This is a genomic window from Acinetobacter sp. YH12205, assembly GCF_013418125.1.
Classification (GTDB): domain Bacteria; phylum Pseudomonadota; class Gammaproteobacteria; order Pseudomonadales; family Moraxellaceae; genus Acinetobacter; species Acinetobacter towneri.
Map to the genome: position 1 here is coordinate 26,022 of NZ_VPCQ01000010.1, position 21,157 is coordinate 47,178.

Consider the following 21,157-nt stretch of genomic DNA (forward strand, 5'->3'; position numbering starts at 1 on the left):
ATTCTATTTAACATAAAATCTCTTATTCGAAATTCATCATTTATCTACTTTCATAACCTAATAAACCTAATTTTTATAAGCAGATACTCGCTATACTTAAGCAAATTTAGGTACTACTAGAGATTCTTGCTTCATGACCCAGGTTCAACTTCAACAACTACAAAAACATCTTTGGAATATTGCGAATGATTTACGTGGAAAAATGGGAGCCGATGAGTTCCGTGACTACATCCTCGGTTTCATTTTCTACAAATACTTGTCTGAAAAAGCGATTTCCTTTGCCAATGAACTATTGAAAGATGAAGGTCTAGCGGAACAATATCATCAACTTGATGAAAGCAACGCTGATCACGCTGAACTGATTGACGGCATCAAAGAAAACTCAGTTGAAGAAGTCGGTTATGCCCTAGCACCAAAACAACTGTTCCACACAATTGCTGAACGTGGTCGTCAGGGTGAGTTTATTCTTGATGAGCTTTCAAATACCTTGCGAGAAATCGAACGCAGTACTTTAGGTGCTGAATCTGAAGATGACTTTGCCAATCTATTTGAAGATCTAGACCTCAATTCTACTAAACTCGGCAACAATGCCAATGACCGTAATGAGTTAGTCAGCAAAGTACTGACCCATCTCGATAATATTGACTTCGATCTTAGTAATTCAGAGTCGGATGTCTTAGGTGATGCATACGAATATTTGATTGGTGAGTTTGCTTCTGGTGCAGGTAAAAAAGCAGGTGAATTCTATACACCTCAAACCGTATCAACCTTACTTGCAAAGATTGTGACACAAGGCAAAGAACGCCTTCGTTCAGTCTATGACCCAACGTGTGGTTCAGGTTCATTGTTGTTACGTGTAAAACGTGAAGTTCAAGATGTTGATATGATTTACGGTCAAGAGATGAACCGTACCACCTACAACTTGGCACGAATGAACATGATTCTGCATGATGTTCACTTTGCTAAATTCGATATAAAGCAAGAAGATACTCTCACTCGCCCACAGCACATTGATCAGCGCTTTGAAGCCGTAGTCGCCAATCCTCCATTCTCAGCAAAATGGTCAGCAGATCCAATCTTCTTACAAGACGAACGTTTTAGCCGTTTTGGTAAGCTTGCACCAAGCTCAAAAGCAGATATGGCTTTTGTTCAGCACATGCTTCATCAACTTGATCACAATGGCACAATGGCTGTTGTACTTCCGCATGGCGTATTGTTCCGAGGTTCAAGTGAAGGTGTGATTCGTCAGTACATGATTGAAAAACTGAATGTCATTGATGCTGTTATAGGTCTACCTGCCAATATCTTCTATGGCACAACAATTCCAACCTGTATTTTGGTATTGAAGAAAAATCGTGAACACAAAGACAATATTCTGTTTATTGATGCCAGCAATGATTTTGAAAAGCAGAAGAACCAAAACAAGTTATTGCCTGAGCATTTAGATAAGATTGTTGCGGCATTTGAAAAGCGTGAAAATATTGAAAAATATGCTCACGTAGCAACTTTGCAAGAAGTCAAAGACAATGATTACAACCTGAATATTCCACGTTATGTCGATACCTTTGAAGCGGAAGCCGAGATTGATCTAGATGCAATTGCCAAACAACTGCAAGAGCTAGAACAAGAAAGCCAAAAGACCGATGCCGTGATCAATGATTTCTGCAAAGAGCTTGGTATTGCTTCACCATTTGCGGAGGTGAAGTAATGTCTGCACCAAAATTAAGATTTAAAGAGTTTACTGACAAATGGAAGTTAGATCAGGTAGGTAAATTTCTTATTGAATATAAAGAAAAAGTTCCCAGTTCAACCGATATTGAGGTCTACAGTTCTTCAAGAGATGGTTTGAAGCCTCAAAAAGAGTATTTTGATAATAGAGAATTACAGAACTTTGGAGAATACGGTGTTGTTCCACCTAATTATTTTACTTATAGGCATATGAGTGATGATACAACTTTCAAGTTCAACATTAATCTTGTTGGACGGAAAGTCGCTGTAAGTAAGGAATATCCTGTTTTTACAACTAATGAGTTTTTAGATAGTTCTTTTTTACTATTAAAGCTCAATGAATCTAACGACTTTAAAAAGTTTGCAATTGAGCAAAAAAAAGGTGGAACTCGTACACGACTGTATTTTAAATCATTGTGTACATGGGAGACTTTATTACCTGCAAAAGCAGAACAAACCAAAATCGCCTCTTTTCTTTCTGCTGTGGATGAAAAGATTAGCCAACTCAAGCAAAAACATGAGCTACTAAGCCAATATAAACAAGGCATGATGCAGAAGTTGTTTAGTCAGCAGATTCGTTTTAAAGCGGATGATGGTAGTGAGTTTGGGGAGTGGGAGGATAAAAAGCTTGGGGATATTAGTAAAACTTTCTCAGGTGGTACTCCATCTAGCGCAAAGAAGGAATATTACGAAGGGAATATTCCTTTTATAAAATCAGGTGAAATTTCTCAAAAATATACTGAACAATTTATTAATGAACTCGCATTAAATAATTCTTCTGCAAAATTAGTGAAAAAAGGAGATTTACTTTATGCGTTATATGGAGCTACTAGTGGGCAGGTAGCTATTTCTCAAATAGATGGTGCAATAAATCAAGCTGTGCTATGTATTAGAAGCAACCTGAATACCATATATTTATTAAATTTCTTTTTACTTCAAAAAGATTCAATCCTGTCTACATATTTACAGGGTGGGCAAGGCAATTTATCAGCATCGATTTTGAAAGAAATCCAGTTGCCTGTACCATGCTTAGAAGAACAAACCAAAATCGCCAATTTCTTATCTACCATTGACCAAAAAATTGAAGTTGTGGCACAGCAAATTGAGCAAGCCAAACAGTGGAAAAAAGGCTTGTTACAGCAGATGTTTGTTTAAATATCTATCAATAAAACTCAGCCATCTGATTGAGAGTTTTGAGGGTAAAACATCAGAGTATGTTTCAACTTTCAATCAGATGGATTTCACTTAGATCACCGTAATTGAATAAAAAATTAGAGAAAGAGATGTCTGTACAAAGCGAAGCTCAACTTGAAAATGAACTCATTGAACAGCTCAAACAGCTCGGCTACAACCAGGTTGATGTTAAAGATGAGACTCAATTGCTGAGCAATCTGAAACTTCAAGTTGAACGTGCCAATGGCATCACTTCTTTTTCTGAACATGAATGGGCACAAGTCCTGAATCATCTCAAAGCAGGGAACAGCTTCAACTGTGCCAAGGTCCTGCGTAATCGCTTTCCTGTGAACTTTGATGATGGATCTACACGCCACATTGATTTTTTATTCGCAGATCCTACGAAAAACATCTACCAAGTGACCAATCAGATTGCCATTGATCACAGTACGAGTAACGGTCACACAAGTCGCTTTGATGTCACCTTGCTGATCAATGGCCTACCTTTAGTCCAAATCGAGCTCAAACGCGCAGGTGTCGAGCTTCCTGAAGCCTTTAACCAAACCCAACGCTATGCCAAAGCTGCTTATGGTAGCGGAGCAGGTCTGTTTAATTACATCCAACTGTTTGTGATCAGTAATCGTGACCACACCCATTACTATTCAACAGGCACCAGTAATTTCGAATTTACCTTCCCTTGGGCAGATTTTGACAATAAGCACATCCATAAAATCGATATCTTTGCCGAAGCCTTTTTAAACCATCAGCACATCACCCAAATGCTGACCGAATACATGGTGATCCTGGAAGTTGAAAAGCGTTTGATGGTGCTGCGTCCCTACCAAATCTATGCAGTACAGCAAATCATTCAACGTGTGCAACATACAGAGCAAAATGGCTATATCTGGCACACCACAGGCTCAGGAAAAACCCTCACTTCATTCAAAGCCAGTCAACTCATCATGCGCTTGCCTGAAGTTGAAAAGGTCCTATTCGTGGTGGATCGTAGTGATCTCGATACCCAAACAGTTCGTGAGTTCAATGCCTTCAAAAAAGACAGTGTTGATACCACCAAGAATACAAGCACCTTGGTTACTCAATTGGGCCAAAAGCATGACAAACTGATTGTCACCACCTTACAAAAGCTCAATATTGCGATTAGTTCTGATCGTTATAGCGATCAGATTAGCTATCTCAAAGACAAAAAAGTGGTGATTATTTTTGATGAATGTCACCGTAGCCAATTTGGCGATACTCATCGCAATATCAAACGCTTCTTTAATCAGGCGCAAATGTTTGGTTTTACAGGAACGCCAATTTTTGAGAAAAATAGCCAACTGAAAATTGACTCAAAAGCAGTCACCACCAATGCCCTATTTGACGAATGCCTGCATAAATACGTGATTACGGATGCTATTCGTGATGGTAACGTCTTACCCTTCCAGATTGCCTATCTGGGCAAATACACCAGCAACGGCATCGAAAACAGCGACAGCTATGAAGAAGATGTAGAAGGAATTGATACCAAAGAGCTGTTTGATAACCCTGCTCGTCTCGAAATGATTACCCGATATATCCTGGATAATCACCATATCAAAACCAAAAATAAAACCTTCACCGCGATGTTCTGTGTCAGTTCCGTTGAAGTCCTGACCCAGTACTACGAACTATTTAAAAAAATACAGCAAGAAAAACAACAGCAAGCCGAAGAACAAGGTGGGATTTACACCCCATTGACCATTGCCACGATTTTTTCCTTTGCAGCCAATGAAGAACTCAAGGTCGAAGATCACAGTGGTTTAATTGAAGAAGAGTCTGCGGATATCCCGACCAAAATCAGCCAATCCAACCGAGATAAGCTCGATCAATACATTGCTGAATACAATGCCAAATTTGGCCAGAACTACAACTCAGGTGATGAGTTCTACGCTTACTACCGTGATATCGCCAATCGGGTACGAAAAAAAGAAATTGATATCCTGCTTGTGGTGAATATGTTCCTGACTGGTTTTGACTCAAAACCACTCAACACCCTGTATGTCGATAAGAACCTTAAATATCATGGCCTCATTCAGGCCTTTTCACGCACCAACCGTATTCTGAACGCAGACAAGCCGTTCGGTAATATCCTGTGCTTCCGTAACCTGAAACAAGCCACGGACCAAGCCCTCACCTTATTCTCAAACAAGGATGAAGCAGAAAAAATTGTCTTGATCCCAAGTTTCGACAGCATTAAAGAAAAATACAATGCTGCGGTTGCCCATTTACTCAGTATTGCCCCAGATCCTGATCAAGTACCCAATACGCTAGAAACTGAAGAACAGCAATTGGAATACGTCAAAGCCTTCCGTGAGGTAATGCGGATCAATGCACAATTGGAAAACTTTGTAGAGTATGACCAGGACGATACCGATTTAAACAAAGCAGAATTCCAGAAACATACCTCACAGTACAAATATCTGTACAACAATGTCCGTGTGATCCAGCCTAAAGACAAAGTATCGGTCCTCAATGACGTCAATTTCCAACTGGAACTGATCCACCGCGATACCGTGAATGTCGGTTATATCCTGAATTTACTGCAATCGGTGGTCAATCATAAAGATCCTGAAAAGAAACAGCAGTATCGTTCCCAGGTGCAAGATATCATTTCGACCAATCACAACTTGTATGACAAACAAGAGCTGATTCAAAAGTTCCTGGATGAAAACATTCCACGCATGGCCAATGGTCAAAGTGTTGAAGAGGCCTTTGCTCAGTTTTGGGATGTGGAAAAAGAAAAGGCCTTGGACGAACTGTGTCAAAAAGAAGCCATCAAGCCTGAGGTATTTAAAACGGTGCTTAGTCAATATGAATACACTAAACGCCTACCTAGCCGTGAAGATGTCAAAGACTTACCGATTACTCGTCCTAAGATCTCAGAACGGAATACCATGATGAATACCCTGGTTCTCAAAACTCGGAACTTTATTGAAAAATTCTATCGAGGTTTATAAGTACCTCAAAATAAAAAATGCCTGAACTTCAGGCATTTTTTACATCATCACTCACAGCTTAAAACAATTAAAAAACGAGAGTTTTAGTCTTTTGAATACGATTTAACTTTTTCAAAAACTGGATAGAAATCCAATCCCTCATCTTTCATCGTAGAAATCAACGCAACAATGACAGCAATATGTGTAGGCACGACACCTTGTTTACTGTAATTCGTAATTGAATTGGGTTTTATGCCCAATAATTCAGCAAATTCTTTAATAGAAAGCCCTGCTTTACCGATAAGACGTTGAAATTCAGTATATGGCATTTGATTAAATTTATAGAAATGGTGTTTTGAAATTATAGCATAGGGTTACATTTACATAAAAACACATAAAAATATGTGGTAAACACATATTTTTATGTGTTATAAATAGCTTATCAACTAATCTATTTACTATCTTTATAGGAGAAATCATTATGTATTCATACCCTAATGCAAATACTGAAAAGAAAATTGCACTGATGATCATCAATGACTTTTTCATTCAAAAAGCAAATGAACTTTGGATTTTTTTACAAATCGATCAGTGTTTTAACGATTATGAAGCAACACTGATTTGGACTCGACGGTATCTAGAGGAACATCCTGAAGGTGAATACAGCGATATTCAAAAGGCATTCCTTTCTTGTTTCCCAGACAATTTCTTTAACTTCGACTAGTAATTTATGGATAGCCTTTTCTGTTTTGTAGCACTTTAAATCAGAATATAGGTCATACGAGAGAAAAATTACATATAAAAAGCCCTTAATGATGAAGGGCTTTTTTTTACATCTAAAACGAATACTAATTAAAACCAAAATAAAATTAATTTAGTTTCAAATTAGTTTCTATTCTTCACTAAGTTTCTTCAAAGCAAAGCGGATAATTCCATTATGCGTTTGGCCATACTTTTCGGCCAATTCAACCAACAATTGATACTCATGTTCATTCATAGGAATTGTGTGTGTCTTGAATTTCCTAGGGGCTTTAGGATCTAGCTTTGTCACCTTTTGCTCATCTGCACCATTGATGAAAGAATCCATATCAGGAGAGTTTGGTTTACTGATTTCTCTCTTCTTGATCATGCTAATAACTCCTTCATGAACGCCTCAAATTCGTCAACTGCTTTTGGGTTATTGGATTCAACTACACCTTTCCCTTCTGCTGCTACATCGCGATAAACCTTTCTGTCATGGATTACTGCAGATAAGGCCGTGAACGCAGGAAAATCTGCTAAATACTCATTTGCTTGTTGTACTTCTGATACAGATGGATTCGTAGGAGCTAAGGTGAGTAACCCAAATGGTTTGAGTTCTTCATTAAATGACTGTGCCTGATCTATGACTTCAGAAAGATGAGGTAAGGTATCCAGGTCAAATTGTGAAGGTCTAAATGGCACTACAAGATAATGAGCTGCCAACATTGCTGTTCTAAGCTCTTTACTGTCATGTCCTGCTACATCTACAACAACATAGTCATAACGGCTATCTAAGTCTTTCAGTGTGTTCTTGATGTCTCCATATCGTTGCACACAATGTACCTTAGGGAGATTTGTTTCATCTCTGTCCTTAACCCAGTTAGCTGAACTTTGTTGAGGATCTGCATCAACTAAAACAATGTCTTTGTTATGTTTAGCAAGATAAGTTGCTATATTGATGGCTATTGTGGATTTCCCACATCCACCTTTTTGGCTTCCAATTAAGATGATCATTTTACTTGTAATTTGTAACTAATTTGAATCTAATATAGTTATATTTTAGATTGATGTAAAGAATAGGTGAAAAATTACTAAATTCTTATTTAGTATAAGTCTACGTTTTCCCACCTATATGGAAATCGTTCTTTCATTTATTTTCATAACTGTAAATGGATACTCGTAAAACAAAAAATACTCTTAATTTTTAAACAATAACCGTTTTTATTTTTAAATACTTTTAATAATTTTATTTTTAAGACCTCTGCAAGCCTTATATAGCAAGCATTTCAGAGGTAATAAGTCTACGTTTTCCCACCTTTAAGTCTACGTTTTCCCACCTTTAAGTCTACGTTTTCCCACCTTTGAGTCTACGTTTTCCCACCTTTAAGTCTACGTTTTCCCACCTTGTGTCTACATGTATAATTGATGTATCCTAATACTATAATTAAAGGAAAAGATCCCAATAGTGAAAAATGATCTAGTCGTGAAGGATAACGCATTAATCAATGCTAGCTATAATCTGGATACAACAGAACAGAGACTGATTTTATTGGCAATTGTTCAAGCAAGAGAGTTAAGCAAGAATGTGGATGCGAATAGTGTTCTAGAGGTCCATGCTCATCATTACATGAAGCAATTCAATGTTGATAAGCACGCAGCCTATGAAGGGCTTAAAAATGCTGCTAGCAATCTCTTTGAACGCAAATTTAGTTACAAGGGTATCCATGAGGGAACTCAACAGGAAAAGATCGTCAAATCACGCTGGGTATCCAAAATAGCTTATGTGGATTCAGCAGGTATCGTAGAACTCACTTTTGCACCAGATGTCATTCCATTGATTACTCAACTTGAGAAGTCATTCACTGCTTATGAACTTAAGCAAATTAGTTCGCTTACAAGTAAGTATGCGATTCGCCTCTACGAGCTACTGATTCAATGGCGTAGTGTTGGAAAGACACCTATGTTTGATATTGATGACTTTCGCTTCAAGCTAGGATTAGCTGAAGGTGAATATGCGAAGATGGCGAACTTCAAGGTTCGAGTACTGAATATAGCATTAAACCAAATCAATGAACTGACGGATATCACAGCTTCTTATGAACAACACAAATTAGGGCGTACGATCAGCGGTTTCTCATTTACATTCACTGCTAAGCACCAACCTAAGGAAGTTATCCATACGAAGCCTAAGAAGCTTTCAGATAAGCAAATTCAGTTCTTTGCCAACAAGCTGGCTCACTATGATCCATTTGCAAGCCAAAAAGCTGCAGTAGGTGAAAGCTATGCTGATCTTGAGAAAAGACTTCTGGTTGAACTACAAGATGAGAAGTTCATTCAAAAGTACAATGAGGTATTTAAGGAACTTGGTTTAGAGGTATAAATACAACTAAAATACATCTAATTTAAAATCAATATAATTTTATTTTAGTTGTTATTTAGTGGTAGAAATTAGGCAGAGGCTGCAAGTCCTTTTGCCAAGTGATCTGCTTACTCAAGTACAGTTTCTGTAGCCAGTAATGCCATATCATGTGGATAGTCATAATGCTTAAGCAAATGAGTGGCGGACGCCTAATATTCCAATTTTACAGTTGAAACTGCCTTATTTTTTTATTGCAGATACACTGGTGTATATCACCCAAGTGGATGCTTTTGTCATTACCGCAAAAATCCACTACCTGGTACAATTTTTGGTGGGTGTTTTCCGATTAATATTTTGGTTGTTTTAGATAATAGACCTCTTGCGAAAGTATTATTTTTGACTATTTTAGACTTTGATATTTATTTAAAAATCAACGTTTATCACTGATTAAATTTTGACTAACGCAAGAGGTCTAACATAAAACCTATTATGCGTAAAAAGGTTGTAAGTCCAAAATAGAAATGTCCGGTTTCTCCAAAGTAAAAATGTCCGCTTTTAGATAACTTTAGCAACTCGATAGACAGTTGCAACTCCACAATTCACTGCTTTGGCAATTTCCTCCTTAGTCATATTGCCAGCTGCTAGCAATTCTTTTATTCGTTTGTGCTTAGCCTCATTGGCTTTCTTACCTGTTGGCTTGTAACCTGAACGTGCCAGGCCCTGCTTAATACGTTCTATACGTTTCTCATTGTCTAGGCGAGCCATTGTTGCCAGGAGATCAATCAACATATTGTTGATGAGTTCCAGGATTGAATGAGTAATGCTGTCACTGGTTTGAATCATTTGGTAGGTAGTAGGAAGATCCGCTACGACTAAACGAAGTCCCTTCTCCTGGATCCTGCGCTTCAGCTCTTGAAAATCTCGTTGGGTTAGGCGTGATAAGCGGTCAATACTTTCAACTAACAAGGTGTCACCTTGATTTGCTTCTGACAGTAGCTTATTCAATTCAGGTCGGTCTAACTTCGTACCACTATAGTTTTCTACGTACACAATGGTTTCACCCAAATTCAAGTTTTGGTTTAGATCCTGAAGAATCTGCAAAGCCCTTTCTGCATCTTGATCTTTAGTTGAAGCTCGTAGATAAATACGTGTATTCATTTCTATCATTTAATCTTAATTCTATTAGATTAATGATAACACTATCATTTAATTATTACATTAAGTCTAATGATAGATACTGTATGCGATTTGGCTCGCTATCATTCAGCTATACTCTTTTGATAAAAAAAGCATGACTAAAAGCCATGCCTTGGGTGTTCATTCTATACTCAACGTGAATTTCTTTGTTTTAGTCTGATGTGTACTGCAAGTTCCTTACTTTCGTTAAGATATTGGAGTAATGCATCGATAAAACCCCACCATTTGCGCTATAAGCCACCTTAAATTAATTTTGGTAGTCGGATATAGAAAAGAAGAAAAAATACCTCACAGATCAAAAGAGAGCAAAATACGATTATTTCCCATCACGACAGATGGTTTCTGTATCATCTAAATTCCGAGCGAGTGTCTACGAGCGACCACACCAAAATTTGTGTCTAAACTCTCTGAAAAACCGCTTTTAAAAACCTTTGCTTCAAAAAATCAGTAGATCAATTATTTGCACTTACTCCTAGATTGAGCAAAGCGAGTAAAAAACTCCTGAGCGAAGCGAAGTCATAGTCACTTTTTTTGCTTTTTTAGAATCTTCTCACCGTAGTAACCCAAAACTGCCCTTTAAACCGAGCTTTAGCGAGGTCAAAATGCCACGAGCTTTGGCGAGTGTCATAGGGCAGTTTTTACTCCCCTGCTCCTTTTTATTCTTTTAATAAGCTTTTAAAATACTTTTAGCCCCCCCTGTAAGCCATATATATCAATGCTTTCAGACTTTAAAAAAGTACTTTTGAGGGACTAACTAAGTACTTTTGAGGGACTTTTAGCTTCTAAAAAAGTACTTTTGAGGGACTAACTAAGTACTTTTGAGGGACTGAAAAGTACAATAAATATATTGTACTTTTAATGAGTAAATTAAAAAATATAGGTATATTTTGAGCGAAAATCCAATACCAAGTACATTCCAAACTAGATTCTTTGTTGCGTTTTGCTAAAAAAGCACAAAAAAAGACTCGAATTTTGATCTAAACCCAAAAACCAAGCACATTGTAGATCGGATACTGGATTGCATTTTATTAAAAAAAAGTACAAATAGGGGACTCAAAATTTGAGCAAAAACCCATAAAAAGTTCATTGTAGATTGTATACTTTTATAGACTTTCTGATCTTATATTGCTATTGTTAAGTACATTGTATCCATTGTACTTTTTTGATTTTAGCTTTATGAAAATAACAACTTACCCTCCATCATGGGTCGTAATGCAAAATAACATTCAAGAGTGTTTTAAAAGCATGAGTGTGAATGAAAAACGCCTTTTGATTCTTTCTAGCCCTCTTGCACGTACACAAGATGCTACGGAAAAAGACGCTATTATCATCACGGCAGAAGATTTTTCGAAAGAGTGTGGGATCACACAGCACTCAGCATACGCACAGCTAGAAAAAGCAAGTAAAGCATTGATTAAAAGATATTTTTCTTATCATAATGACAAAAACAAAAAGGTCTTATCTAATTGGGTAATTGACTGCACTTACGAATCAGGAGGGATTGCTATTCGCTTTCCCGAAGTTGTCTTATTTATGCTCAAAGAGTTTGACAAGGTAAATCCCTATACCAAGTACAAAAAAGACATCATACTGAAATTGAAAAAGGATTATTCTTTTGACATATATCATCTAGCTAAAAAATTTCAGGCAATGGGTAAATTTGAAATATCCCTAGAAGATTTTAAAAATGAGCTAGGCGTGCCCGATTCATACAATGACCTAAGCAACTTAAAAAAACGTGTAATTCAACCGTCACTAGATGAAATTACAGAACATACAGATATTAACGTAACCTACGAGAACGTAAAATCGGGGCGTTCTGTCGTTGGCTTCCGCTTTATAGTCAAGGAGAAGCCGAAGCTGAAAGCGATTGAAGGTCGAGATCCAAATACCGTTGATATGTTCTGCAAGATGACTGACAGCCAGATCAACACATACAGCTCGATTTTATCAAAGGTACACAGCATCAGTGACCTAGCAGGTGATAAGGACTACAAAGCTTTTGCGATATGGCTTGCAAGCATCCTTCGAGATCCAAGCTCTGTCCGTGAAGAAACAGCAAAACGCATCTTCAAGGCTTTACGGACTGAAACGGACTTTAAGGGCTGAATTTGATGATCTGCTAACCTCACCAAGATTTTGAAAAAATCCTGGTGAGGTTAGCAGATCTATTGCTTTTGATTTTTATGTATCCCACGGACTTTATCTTTCCACTTTAAAAACCTCTTTTGAACCAATAGATTCACACGTTCCTTACTAAGTTTTAACCGTCGATCATTGTTCTGTTGTTTGGTTCGTCTTGCAATTCGAGCTTGTCCTTTTTCATAAAATTTTAAAATGTCTTCTTCTCTTTTTTGCTTATACTTCTCGTCCATATCTTCACGATCTGCAAAGGTTTCAACAGCTTCATACAACTCGGCAAAGGAATGATACTTCCAATCGATACGGGTCGAATAAGATGCTTCTTTTTTTAAACGCTGAATATCAAAGGCTTCTGTGATCGGCAAATGTACTTTTTTCTGAGTAGCCCAAGCCCCTTTAGCTTTATGTGCTTGCCCTCGATTGAATTGCTTCTCAAGTTTCTGTATCACTTGCCCTACATCAGCCAAAGTACCGCCAAACATGGGAATGGTGTCAACCATGAAAGCTACATTAGAAATCGCTTCACGGTACTCAGAAGGCTCTAACCTTGCTTGACGCTTCATCACATCCTTAGTCGGCATATTCGCTTTTGATTGAGTAATCGTTTTTTTAATTAAATCCTTTTTAATCAATATCTTTTTATCAATCTCAACTTTGGCTACAGAAAATATTAAATCCATATAAACAGGCGTAAGATGCCAAGTCCATCGAGATCTACTGATTTTTCTAGGCGGTTTACCATGTTTTAAAGCCTGCTCATCTGCATATCTCTGCATCTGTTGCACCTTAGCTTTAGGATAATCCGATTTTTTAAGTTCTAACTTCACAACTGAATCGGCATTGTAGATATAAATTCTTTGTTTTTCATGCTCTAAGCTGTGAAATTCTTCCCGATTTTCTGATCCATCCCTTTCCTTGAAATCTTTTTTTATAAAGGCTTTCTGATAAGAAATCGCAAGGTTTTTCCTTTTCCGTGGAGTTGGTGCAGGCTCAACTTGTAGATCTGCAACGAGTTTTTGATACAGCAGGGAAATATCCCTAATTTCTTGAGGGAGAGTAATCAAAATACAAATAATGACCTGTCTTTTTTGCCTTAAATTTTGGTTGTACTGAATAACAAGGTGTCCATTACAGGCAAAATTTTTATTGTGTGTCGCAGAACCTAAACCAACATTGTACCGCTTAATTAAACTAGCAATTCCTTTCTCAGCTTGGTCAATATCGATAAATATTTTTCGATAGAAAGTCGCTTTTCCTTTGCTGACGCAATTCAAAATTGCTGACATAAAAAATTTGTTTGAAGTGGTGTAAAAAATCACTTTCATTTCCCCATTTGCTCACCAAGCAATAAAAAATTAAAAAGGTGTAATAGTGGAAATGTAATAATTTAAAAAATTTCAGGTATTACTTTTTTTAATAAATTTACATTTAAAAACAAATCCTTGCAAAGCAAGGATTTTAAAAAGAAAAGTCAGCGAAGCTGGCTTTTCTTACGAAGCGAAGCTTCGTGGCGGGGCAATCAGGGTGTAATCAAGTCGTTCCTGTAATTTGATGAAACTCTGATTGCCCCGCCCTGAATAGGGTGATAAATTCGGCTTGTTAAACCGTATTCTTTAAAAATTGGTTCTTCTTTTTTAGAAGTTAGGTCTAGCTCTTTGTTCAACAGGGAGCTACCAACTCCCTTTGCTTTTTTCTTCTTTGTAAAAATGTTTTGGGAGTCTGACTAACTTCTAAATTCATTGCTTTTTTGGCATGCAGGTTGGCGACCTGTATGTATCGAACGAATACGATCTACCTCAGCGTGAAGCGTACTGCCATGCCAAATGGCTCGGTATCGCAAACGAAGGGGGCTAAAAGGTGTCAGCGCAATATCATCTTTGATGGTGTTGCGTGTCAGCCTTTTTTCTATCCGTTCCAATTAGGTAGAAATGAGCCACCAATGCCTTTGTGCGAATGGTGGTTGGTACTTGGGCGACCATGAAACCATAATCGAAGCTGTAGACAATTGATTTATTGTCGATTCAGCCGTGTTTCTGTAGGGAAATTAACCGCAGATGCAATGCCACGAGAGGGAGTGTCACAGTGAAAGAGCAGAAGCTCGGGGATCTGTGGAAAGTAGATGATCATCATTAGGTCGAAACTTTTTGGTTGTGTGGAAAGACACAATCAGCACGAATAGCTCAACTCTAGCAGAACCTAAGCACTACGTTGTTTGTAGTGTAGGGGTGCGAGTGGGTATCAAGGGGATATAACTTTGTTTTTAATTCTTGCCAAGCCTGTTTACGGAACGACGACAGGGGAAATCGAAGATCAGTTGATTGATCGGGGAGTGGAATTAAGGGCTATAAGCTATCCGAAGGGTACATAGTAGATTTTGGTGTAAGTGTGGAAGATGGAGCTGTGACTGTAGTTATGATTTTTCATAATAGCCACTACAGTTGATTTTTTTAGTCAAAAGCTAAGAAAAACAGTTTTGATTTTAATTCTTGCGAATGTCTTCATTTGACGCAAAGCAAGCAAAGGATCATTTATCCATCGGGAGATCGGGAGAGTAGGCGGGGGCGAAACCCACTATTATTGGCGAATGCGTTAACTATCTTGGTTTTAGTAGTTTTACAACAAGATAGACAAAAATCGTACAAGTCAGTAGGACGAAAACTCGAGCGTGTGTGTAGTGAAAAAGCAAAAGAAGGACTGCAAGTAACCAATTTCAAAATAGGTGGTTTTGAAATGCTCAAATTAAGATTTGGTAGATCTTTAATCGAGTATGAAATGGTATTTCTTTGGTACTTGCAAAAAAAGCAAACGTAGTCGCTTGTCTTACAAGCAAAGTCTGACGCTTCCTCGTTCAGACCTTTATGATTTTAGGTAATAAAATCATCAGGATCTCAGTCCTGTAAGCATGAGAGAGTTATTCATCGGCTTTACCTTTTCGTTAAATAGATGAACTGTCAGAGATGGCAGAGTGGAATCCACACATATTCTGTGTAGCAATCCTCAGCTTTACGAGGACTATCCAACGAACTGTAAAATTTAACAGTATTAATTATGGAACGATTTTTTGTTGATTAGTCACCAACTTTCTATCCATCCCTCTAATCAATACATCCAAGATTAAAATCTTGATTAAATTAACATTTCATCAAATTAATCCACTCACTTTCTCAAGTGAATTGATTAATTCTAAACACATAGAGAGATCTATTGTTTTATCATTTTTTAAAGACCGTACTGCACCTTTGTAGTACGGTCTTTTCTATTTCCATGAGATAAAAAATAATTCACTCACAGATATTCACTTCCTCTCAAAAATGATATAGCGTTCTTCGGGTAGCTACTGGCAACAGGGCAGGTCTGATCCAAGACGTTGGCAGATAAAAAAATGTTGGGACTGTGAATTGTGTGGCAGATCCGAATATGGCACCTGTTAGCAAGAAAAAACCTACCAGACTTTAAAAACACACATAGGTTTGGATAGAAGAAATTTTTCGGAACCGCAATTCAGCAATGAATTGCGGTTTTTTTTGCTTATTTGAATCGTATTGAAACCACATTGAAAAAATTATTCGAAAACCCTACCCCCTGATAAAACTCCACCATTTGCGTTTTAAGCTACTTTTTAAAACCTATGGATCTATAAAGGGGGAATGTCTATAAAAATCCAATACAGAGCAAATGAGGGTGATTTAAAGTGTTAAGGAGTTAATTCTTTTACTCAGATCAGAAAAGTAAGATTTAAATGACATTGTTAATTGAAATTGTTAAGTTAACAGTCAAGTATTAACACAGGTTGAAAACTGGTTTACATAATGAAAAAACTGTCAGTTTCAGAGTTGGCCAAGCTTTACGGATATTCAAGACAGGCCATATATGCACATATAAACAAAGGAAATTTATCTAAAGGATCTGATGGTTTAATTGACTTTACAGAAGCCTTAAGAGTTTTTGGGGAACCACAAAAAAAAGAGACTAGTGTCAATCAAAGTCAATCAATTAACAGTCAAAACTTGACAGAAGTTGACTTACTAAAACGTCAAGTTGACATACTGGAAAAACAGTTAAATCAGGCAGTGCTGAGAGAAAATCAATCGCTAGAACGTGAATCGTTCTATCAGGAACAAATCGAAGCTATGCAACGTCTACTGGAAGCCCCAAAACCGCCAAAAGTAGAAGATCCAACACCTGCTGCTGCACCTCAAGAAACGGTTGAATTAGCCAAAGAAGAAGCTCCAGTAGAAGCCGAGATCCAAACTCAGCCTAAAGATGACGGATTGACTACTTTGGTTGAAAAAGAAAATAAGCGGATTCCAGAGCCTGAGAAAAGGGGCTTTTGGAGCCGTTTTTTTAGACCCTATGATTAACCAAAATTATTTAATTAAAATGAATAAAACCGTGGAACATTGCTCAGTTATTGATCGTGGAACGTGAAGAATCCATAAAAAAGCCCAATCGGGTGTGATTGGGCTTTTCAATACGAAATAAACTATTGAATTAAAACAAATAATTTAGAGCATTTCGTATAACGTGTATTATGTTAATTTTAGTAGAACTAATAAATCTATATATTTGAAAATGTCATTTTACTCAATTAAATACTCTTCAGATATTTCACACTGTTCAACAAAAAAATGATCATGTGAAACTAAAATTACAGCGCCCTGATATTGGCTAATAGCCTGCGATAGAAGCTCTCTAGACTCAATATCTAAATGATTTTCTGGTTCATCAAGCAATAATAAATCAATACCATCAGGATAGTGACTCATTGCTAATAATGCGACTTTCAATTTTTCACCACCACTCAGTTCTGATAGTTTTAATAAAGCTTTTTCACGACGAATACGTAACTGACCTAACAAATTTCTCCACTCAACTTCAGTAAGATTGGAGTTATAAAGTGCAAGGTTTTCGATTACGGATAAATCATTATTTAATAAACTAAAGTTTTGATCTAAATACAAACATGTTCCACTAAAGAAAATATCATCACGTTGATGGGTAGAAATCAATTTCAATAAGGTTGATTTACCAATTCCATTAGCACCTTTAAGATGGATTTTTTCGCCAGCTTTCAATGCAAAATTAATTTTATTTGTTGCTGTATGGGGTAGCTTTAAATCATGAATTCTTAAAATCTCTCCTTGCTTCGTACTCTGTAAGTGGAATTCAAACTTCTGAGCTTTGATTTTTTCTACAATGGTCTGCCTATTAATCAGACTATTTTTCAAATCATCAGTTTGTCGAGTTTGTTGGGCACGTAGCTTACCTAAGCTTTGTCCAGCATTTTCCTTTTTGAAATCTAGAAAAATCTTTGCTTGAGAATTAGAATCACGAAGTTCATTGCCTTTAGATTGACGTTTATTCGCTTTCATTAAGCTATCATGTTGCCGTTGTTTTAACTGCTTTAATTCTTTTTTCTCATTATTAATAGACTGAGTTAATGCATCCATGTGTAGCTGATGCTGTTGAATGTAATGCTCATAATTACCTTTGTAGTGTTGTAAGCCTAATTCAGTTAAAGCATAAATATGTTGGACTTGATTGAGTAATTGGCGATCATGACTAATCAGGCATACACCACTAGGGTGTGCCAAAATACTCTCAATTAACCATTGTCTAGATGTTGAGTCTAAATGGTTGCTTGGTTCATCTAAAAGTAGATAGTGATCCTTTTTTAAAAACAAACGACATAAAGCCAGCTTTGTTTTTTGTCCTTCACTCAGTTTTTCTGTTGGAAAGTTCAAATCCGTAGGTAAGTCAGCATTTTCAAGTATATTTTGCCATTTTTGTGGTAAATCCCAGGTATTTTCAACTAACTCATAATCATCAAAACTAGCTGTATTGTTCTCTATACGCCGAAAAGCATGATGTAAATGATCTACCTCTAATGCTTGTGCAATATTTTCAGCATTAAGGCGTTCTAATTGTGCCAAATAATCATGTTGGATATTCCATGAAACTTGACCACTATAATGAATATCTAAAGCTTGGCTTTGATCTAATATTCTGAACAATAGGGATTTACCTAAACCATTACGTCCAATTAATGCAGAAACCTGTCCTGATAAAAGCGTAATGTTTAGCTGATCAAACATTTTCTGTGTAGAAAATTCTAAATTTAAGTTTGAAGCAATACATGCATGTTGCATAAAAAATTCCTCATGTAGAGGATATGCAAAATAGTGAAGATTAACTTATAAAAAACAATATATTATTTAGGATATAAAGTAGAGACCAAGAATATATAGCCACAAGTAGAATCTATTTTGCACATCAAAAGTTTAAAAATAATGATGAGAAAATGACTTACTTCATTGGCGTTACTCTTGGGAGGATGATTTGAATAAGGTTATTTTATAATGATAAGACAATCTGTCAAGCTTGTACTAAAGCTTCTAAAAGTTATTTAACATAATGGTGGTTATACGCAATACACTTGTATATTAATATAAATATCAGATACTTAATAAAACCAGAAAAATCTAAAAATGCACAAAAAGCCGATTTTGAAACAAGTCGGCTTTTTTATGAGCGGTTTTGATATTTTTTGCCAACATTTTTGCTCAAAAAACACTCAAAACAGAAAATCACCTACAATCTATAAGGCTTTCAACCTGAAAAAAATCCACAATTTATGGGGATAACTCTGGGGCTATTTTTAAGCCATTTTTGTACGCTTTGACGTACAGTAATTTAAGGAATCTGCTTCTAGCTGATCAAAGCTTTATTTCTTATGATGTAGTCAAGGAAAGCAGGAAGCTCCAAACAACAAGAATAAGAAAGATCAGCACAAGGATGGTTAGGTACGACAGAAGTTATACCTTGCAACCAAACACGAAAAACCCCGACAGGATGTCGGGGTTTTTTATTACCATTTGAAAACTGACTAAGTTCACTATAAAATATAGACTATAATCTATATTTTGGTTGTGATATGTGGACAGTCATCACAACAGATCTGTTTAATGAGTGGCTTGAGCAGCAAGATGAATCAACACAAGAGAAAGTCCTCGCAGCTTTGGTCGTTCTACAGCAGCAGGGACCTAGCTTAGGTCGCCCTTTAGTGGATACCGTGTATGACTCTAAATTTACCAATATGAAAGAGCTACGCGTTCAGCATAGAGGTAAACCACTTAGAGCCTTTTTTGCATTTGATCCATTACGACAGGCCATTGTGCTTTGCATCGGTGATAAAGGCGGTAAAAAGCGTTTCTATAAAAGAGATGCTGGACATTGCAGAACAGCAATACGAACTTCATCTCTCAACCCTAGGAGAACAATCTAATGGCTAAAACCTTACAGGAATTATTGGTTAGTCGCTCTCCAGAGAGCCAAGCACGTATTAAAAAAATGGCTGATGAGCTACTGTTAGAGACTCAGCTCCATCTTATTCGAGAAGAGTTAGAGATTTCCCAAAAAGAACTTGCTGAAACTTTGGGAATAAAACAGCCATCACTTTCAGCAATTGAAAATCGTGGTAATGATTTAAAGATTTCAACCATGAAAAAGTATGTTGAGGCAATGGGTGGTAAGCTCCGTATTGATGTGGAGCTTCCAACAGGAAAACATATAGGATTTAATGTGTAACGATAAAAAAGGTAGCTATAAGCCACTGCTGTCCCACAATTTTTCACAAGAGGAAGCTTAAATAAGCTTCCTCTTGTTTAATGGGGATTTTATCGGGTGAGAATAAAGCTTTTAACGTTTTTCTTTCAAACAAATTCACTTGAATGATTCTGAGTAAGCGCTGCACTGTCCAGCCTTCTTTCCCCAGATGTTGAGCGAAACTCACCAGCAAATAGGCGATTAACGCGATCCAAATTTGAGTTTGTATGGCATTACGGCTTCGGCCTAGAAATGACTTTAATTTTAAATTCTGTTTAAGTGCTTTAAAGAACAGCTCCACTTTCCAACGGTCTTTATAAATTGCAGCAATCGTTAATGCTGCCAGATGAAAGTTATTACTCAGAAACTCAAACGTCCTGTTCTTATCGGTATCATAAAATTCTATACGTCTTAATAATTTGGGAGCACCTCTTTTCTTTGCATAAGCACTACTTAATTCAATCCATTCATCCGCAATAATACCTTTAGATGCTAATACGCTGCGGCTAGATTTCACTTGATAAACTGTCTTTGGGCGCAATCGGGTGACAAAACTGACCTTTTGATGAGTCAATTGGGCAAACCATTGATAATCAATATATCCTTTGTCAAATACGACAATACTGCCAGCAGGAAATTTGAATGCTCTGCCTTGTACCATATCATTTTCAATGCCATCCCCAAGCGCCACAAATTCAGGAATGGTATTGCTGTAATTTAAGCCAACGCTAAGTTTCATGCTGGCTTTGGATTCATGCACTTTGGCCCATTCACATAAGGAAAATGACAGATCAATATGGCTGGCATCCAGGGAATATAAGGGATTCTTAAAGCGGAATTTATGAGCTACTTTTGAGTGTTCATAAGATTTAAGCAAGGTGTAAAATAGCTGTTCATACAAGGCTGCAGGCTGTTCCTGATTGATTCGAGCCAGTGTACTGCGAGGGTGATAGACTTTGCTCCGAGAGCATTCAGCTTTTCTTGTTGACACTCTAGATTAGATTGAATATCCCGCAGACTTTGTCTGCAGGAAAGTTGAGACATCAGTATGGCAATGAACTGATCCCATCTTGAAGCGGCTCTAAATTTCTGACCGACATGATGTATTTGAACAAGACGTTCAAAATCTTGTCGGAGTATGGGTTTAATCAATTGATGAAATACGGTATTCTGATATGACAAAACCTGAGTCCTTGGTCGTTAAAGTGTTGGTTCGCACTTATATTTTAACGATTCA

The 21,157-nt window shown here is 37.0% G+C and carries 14 protein-coding genes and 4 pseudogenes; 11 read left to right on the top strand and 7 right to left on the bottom strand.

Annotation, left to right across the window (positions count from 1 at the left end):
• The first annotated feature begins 133 nt into the window (after positions 1–133).
• From FTU92_RS12090 to FTU92_RS12100, 4 genes and pseudogenes are all read left to right on the top strand, one after another.
• Positions 134–1,708: a type I restriction-modification system subunit M gene (locus FTU92_RS12090; protein ID WP_180096310.1), complete on the top strand. Its 1,575-nt coding sequence runs from the start codon at positions 134–136 to the stop codon at positions 1,706–1,708.
• Between the two features lie 230 nt (positions 1,709–1,938).
• Positions 1,939–2,190 (top strand): annotated as a pseudogene (locus tag FTU92_RS14240) (hypothetical protein); the annotation flags it as partial.
• A pseudogene (locus FTU92_RS14245) lies at positions 2,173–2,883 on the top strand (restriction endonuclease subunit S); the annotation flags it as partial. The pseudogenes FTU92_RS14240 and FTU92_RS14245, both read left to right, overlap by 18 nt.
• A gap of 128 nt (positions 2,884–3,011) precedes the next feature.
• Positions 3,012–5,897 (top strand): type I restriction endonuclease subunit R, encoded by a 2,886-nt coding sequence (locus FTU92_RS12100; protein ID WP_180038286.1) that lies wholly within the window; start codon positions 3,012–3,014, stop codon positions 5,895–5,897.
• 83 nt (positions 5,898–5,980) lie between these two features.
• Here FTU92_RS12100 and FTU92_RS12105 read toward each other — a convergent pair whose 3' ends face one another.
• The gene (locus tag FTU92_RS12105) at positions 5,981–6,205 is read right to left on the bottom strand and encodes a helix-turn-helix transcriptional regulator (protein WP_070155748.1); all 225 of its coding nucleotides are present in this window, start codon (positions 6,203–6,205) and stop codon (positions 5,981–5,983) included.
• 152 nt (positions 6,206–6,357) lie between these two features.
• On the opposite strand from FTU92_RS12105, the gene FTU92_RS12110 reads away from it, so the two are divergent.
• Positions 6,358–6,600 (top strand): hypothetical protein, encoded by a 243-nt coding sequence (locus FTU92_RS12110; protein WP_180038288.1) that lies wholly within the window; start codon positions 6,358–6,360, stop codon positions 6,598–6,600.
• A gap of 168 nt (positions 6,601–6,768) precedes the next feature.
• Here the strand turns inward: FTU92_RS12110 and FTU92_RS12115 are convergent, their stop codons facing one another.
• Together FTU92_RS12115 and FTU92_RS12120 are read right to left on the bottom strand one after the other, a co-directional pair.
• Positions 6,769–7,005 (bottom strand): hypothetical protein, encoded by a 237-nt coding sequence (locus FTU92_RS12115; RefSeq protein WP_180038290.1) that lies wholly within the window; start codon positions 7,003–7,005, stop codon positions 6,769–6,771.
• Positions 7,002–7,631: an AAA family ATPase gene (locus FTU92_RS12120; protein WP_180038292.1), complete on the bottom strand. Its 630-nt coding sequence runs from the start codon at positions 7,629–7,631 to the stop codon at positions 7,002–7,004. The genes FTU92_RS12115 and FTU92_RS12120 overlap by 4 nt, the downstream gene beginning before the upstream one ends.
• 451 nt (positions 7,632–8,082) lie before the next feature.
• Between FTU92_RS12120 and repM the strand changes: the two genes are divergently transcribed.
• Entirely contained in the window at positions 8,083–8,997 is a 915-nt protein-coding gene (gene repM / locus FTU92_RS12125; RefSeq protein ID WP_180038294.1) for a replication initiation protein RepM, read from the top strand.
• Positions 8,998–9,531: 534 nt separating this feature from the next.
• Here repM and FTU92_RS12130 read toward each other — a convergent pair.
• Positions 9,532–10,143, bottom strand: coding sequence for a recombinase family protein (locus FTU92_RS12130; protein WP_004740252.1), 612 nt, complete (start codon positions 10,141–10,143; stop codon positions 9,532–9,534).
• A 1,242-nt stretch (positions 10,144–11,385) separates the two neighbouring features.
• On the opposite strand from FTU92_RS12130, the gene FTU92_RS12135 reads away from it, so the two are divergent.
• The gene (locus tag FTU92_RS12135; protein ID WP_257218822.1) at positions 11,386–12,282 is read left to right on the top strand and encodes a replication initiation protein; all 897 of its coding nucleotides are present in this window, start codon (positions 11,386–11,388) and stop codon (positions 12,280–12,282) included.
• A gap of 59 nt (positions 12,283–12,341) precedes the next feature.
• On the opposite strand, the gene FTU92_RS12140 is transcribed toward FTU92_RS12135, so the two are convergent.
• Positions 12,342–13,640, bottom strand: a complete 1,299-nt coding sequence (locus FTU92_RS12140) for a hypothetical protein (protein ID WP_180038273.1) — start codon at positions 13,638–13,640, stop codon at positions 12,342–12,344.
• Between the two features lie 446 nt (positions 13,641–14,086).
• On the opposite strand from FTU92_RS12140, the gene FTU92_RS12145 reads away from it, so the two are divergent.
• Both FTU92_RS12145 and FTU92_RS12150 read left to right on the top strand, forming a co-directional pair.
• Positions 14,087–14,296 (top strand): hypothetical protein, encoded by a 210-nt coding sequence (locus FTU92_RS12145; RefSeq protein WP_180096314.1) that lies wholly within the window; start codon positions 14,087–14,089, stop codon positions 14,294–14,296.
• A 1,828-nt stretch (positions 14,297–16,124) separates the two neighbouring features.
• Positions 16,125–16,676 (top strand): plasmid replication DNA-binding protein, encoded by a 552-nt coding sequence (locus FTU92_RS12150; protein WP_176538539.1) that lies wholly within the window; start codon positions 16,125–16,127, stop codon positions 16,674–16,676.
• 219 nt (positions 16,677–16,895) lie between these two features.
• On the opposite strand, the gene FTU92_RS12155 is transcribed toward FTU92_RS12150, so the two are convergent.
• The gene (locus tag FTU92_RS12155; protein WP_159124549.1) at positions 16,896–18,464 is read right to left on the bottom strand and encodes an ATP-binding cassette domain-containing protein; all 1,569 of its coding nucleotides are present in this window, start codon (positions 18,462–18,464) and stop codon (positions 16,896–16,898) included.
• Positions 18,465–19,249: 785 nt separating this feature from the next.
• Between FTU92_RS12155 and FTU92_RS12160 the strand changes: the two are divergent.
• A pseudogene (locus FTU92_RS12160) lies at positions 19,250–19,607 on the top strand (type II toxin-antitoxin system RelE/ParE family toxin).
• Positions 19,600–19,902 carry a helix-turn-helix domain-containing protein gene (locus FTU92_RS12165; RefSeq protein WP_096902794.1) on the top strand — a complete coding sequence of 101 codons (303 nt, stop codon included), beginning with the start codon at positions 19,600–19,602 and terminating at the stop codon, positions 19,900–19,902. Before FTU92_RS12160 ends, FTU92_RS12165 begins: the two are co-directional and overlap by 8 nt.
• 43 nt (positions 19,903–19,945) lie before the next feature.
• Here the strand turns inward: FTU92_RS12165 and FTU92_RS12170 are convergent.
• Positions 19,946–21,102: pseudogene (locus FTU92_RS12170) on the bottom strand (IS4 family transposase).
• Between the last annotated feature and the right edge of the window lie 55 nt (positions 21,103–21,157).

What these genes read in the sequence shown, in the direction of transcription:
- FTU92_RS12145 (WP_180096314.1), top strand. Translation starts at nt 14,087, where the DNA reads ATGTATCGAACGAATACGATCTACCTCAGCGTGAAGCGTACTGCCATG.
- FTU92_RS12135 (WP_257218822.1), top strand. Translation starts at nt 11,386, where the DNA reads ATGCAAAATAACATTCAAGAGTGTTTTAAAAGCATGAGTGTGAATGAA.
- FTU92_RS12155 (WP_159124549.1), bottom strand. Translation starts at nt 18,464, where the DNA reads ATGCAACATGCATGTATTGCTTCAAACTTAAATTTAGAATTTTCTACA.
- FTU92_RS12165 (WP_096902794.1), top strand. Translation starts at nt 19,600, where the DNA reads ATGGCTAAAACCTTACAGGAATTATTGGTTAGTCGCTCTCCAGAGAGC.
- FTU92_RS12120 (WP_180038292.1), bottom strand. Translation starts at nt 7,631, where the DNA reads ATGATCATCTTAATTGGAAGCCAAAAAGGTGGATGTGGGAAATCCACA.
- FTU92_RS12105 (WP_070155748.1), bottom strand. Translation starts at nt 6,205, where the DNA reads ATGCCATATACTGAATTTCAACGTCTTATCGGTAAAGCAGGGCTTTCT.
- FTU92_RS12090 (WP_180096310.1), top strand. Translation starts at nt 134, where the DNA reads ATGACCCAGGTTCAACTTCAACAACTACAAAAACATCTTTGGAATATT.
- FTU92_RS12110 (WP_180038288.1), top strand. Translation starts at nt 6,358, where the DNA reads ATGTATTCATACCCTAATGCAAATACTGAAAAGAAAATTGCACTGATG.
- FTU92_RS12115 (WP_180038290.1), bottom strand. Translation starts at nt 7,005, where the DNA reads ATGATCAAGAAGAGAGAAATCAGTAAACCAAACTCTCCTGATATGGAT.
- FTU92_RS12100 (WP_180038286.1), top strand. Translation starts at nt 3,012, where the DNA reads ATGTCTGTACAAAGCGAAGCTCAACTTGAAAATGAACTCATTGAACAG.
- FTU92_RS12130 (WP_004740252.1), bottom strand. Translation starts at nt 10,143, where the DNA reads ATGATAGAAATGAATACACGTATTTATCTACGAGCTTCAACTAAAGAT.
- FTU92_RS12140 (WP_180038273.1), bottom strand. Translation starts at nt 13,640, where the DNA reads ATGAAAGTGATTTTTTACACCACTTCAAACAAATTTTTTATGTCAGCA.
- FTU92_RS12150 (WP_176538539.1), top strand. Translation starts at nt 16,125, where the DNA reads ATGAAAAAACTGTCAGTTTCAGAGTTGGCCAAGCTTTACGGATATTCA.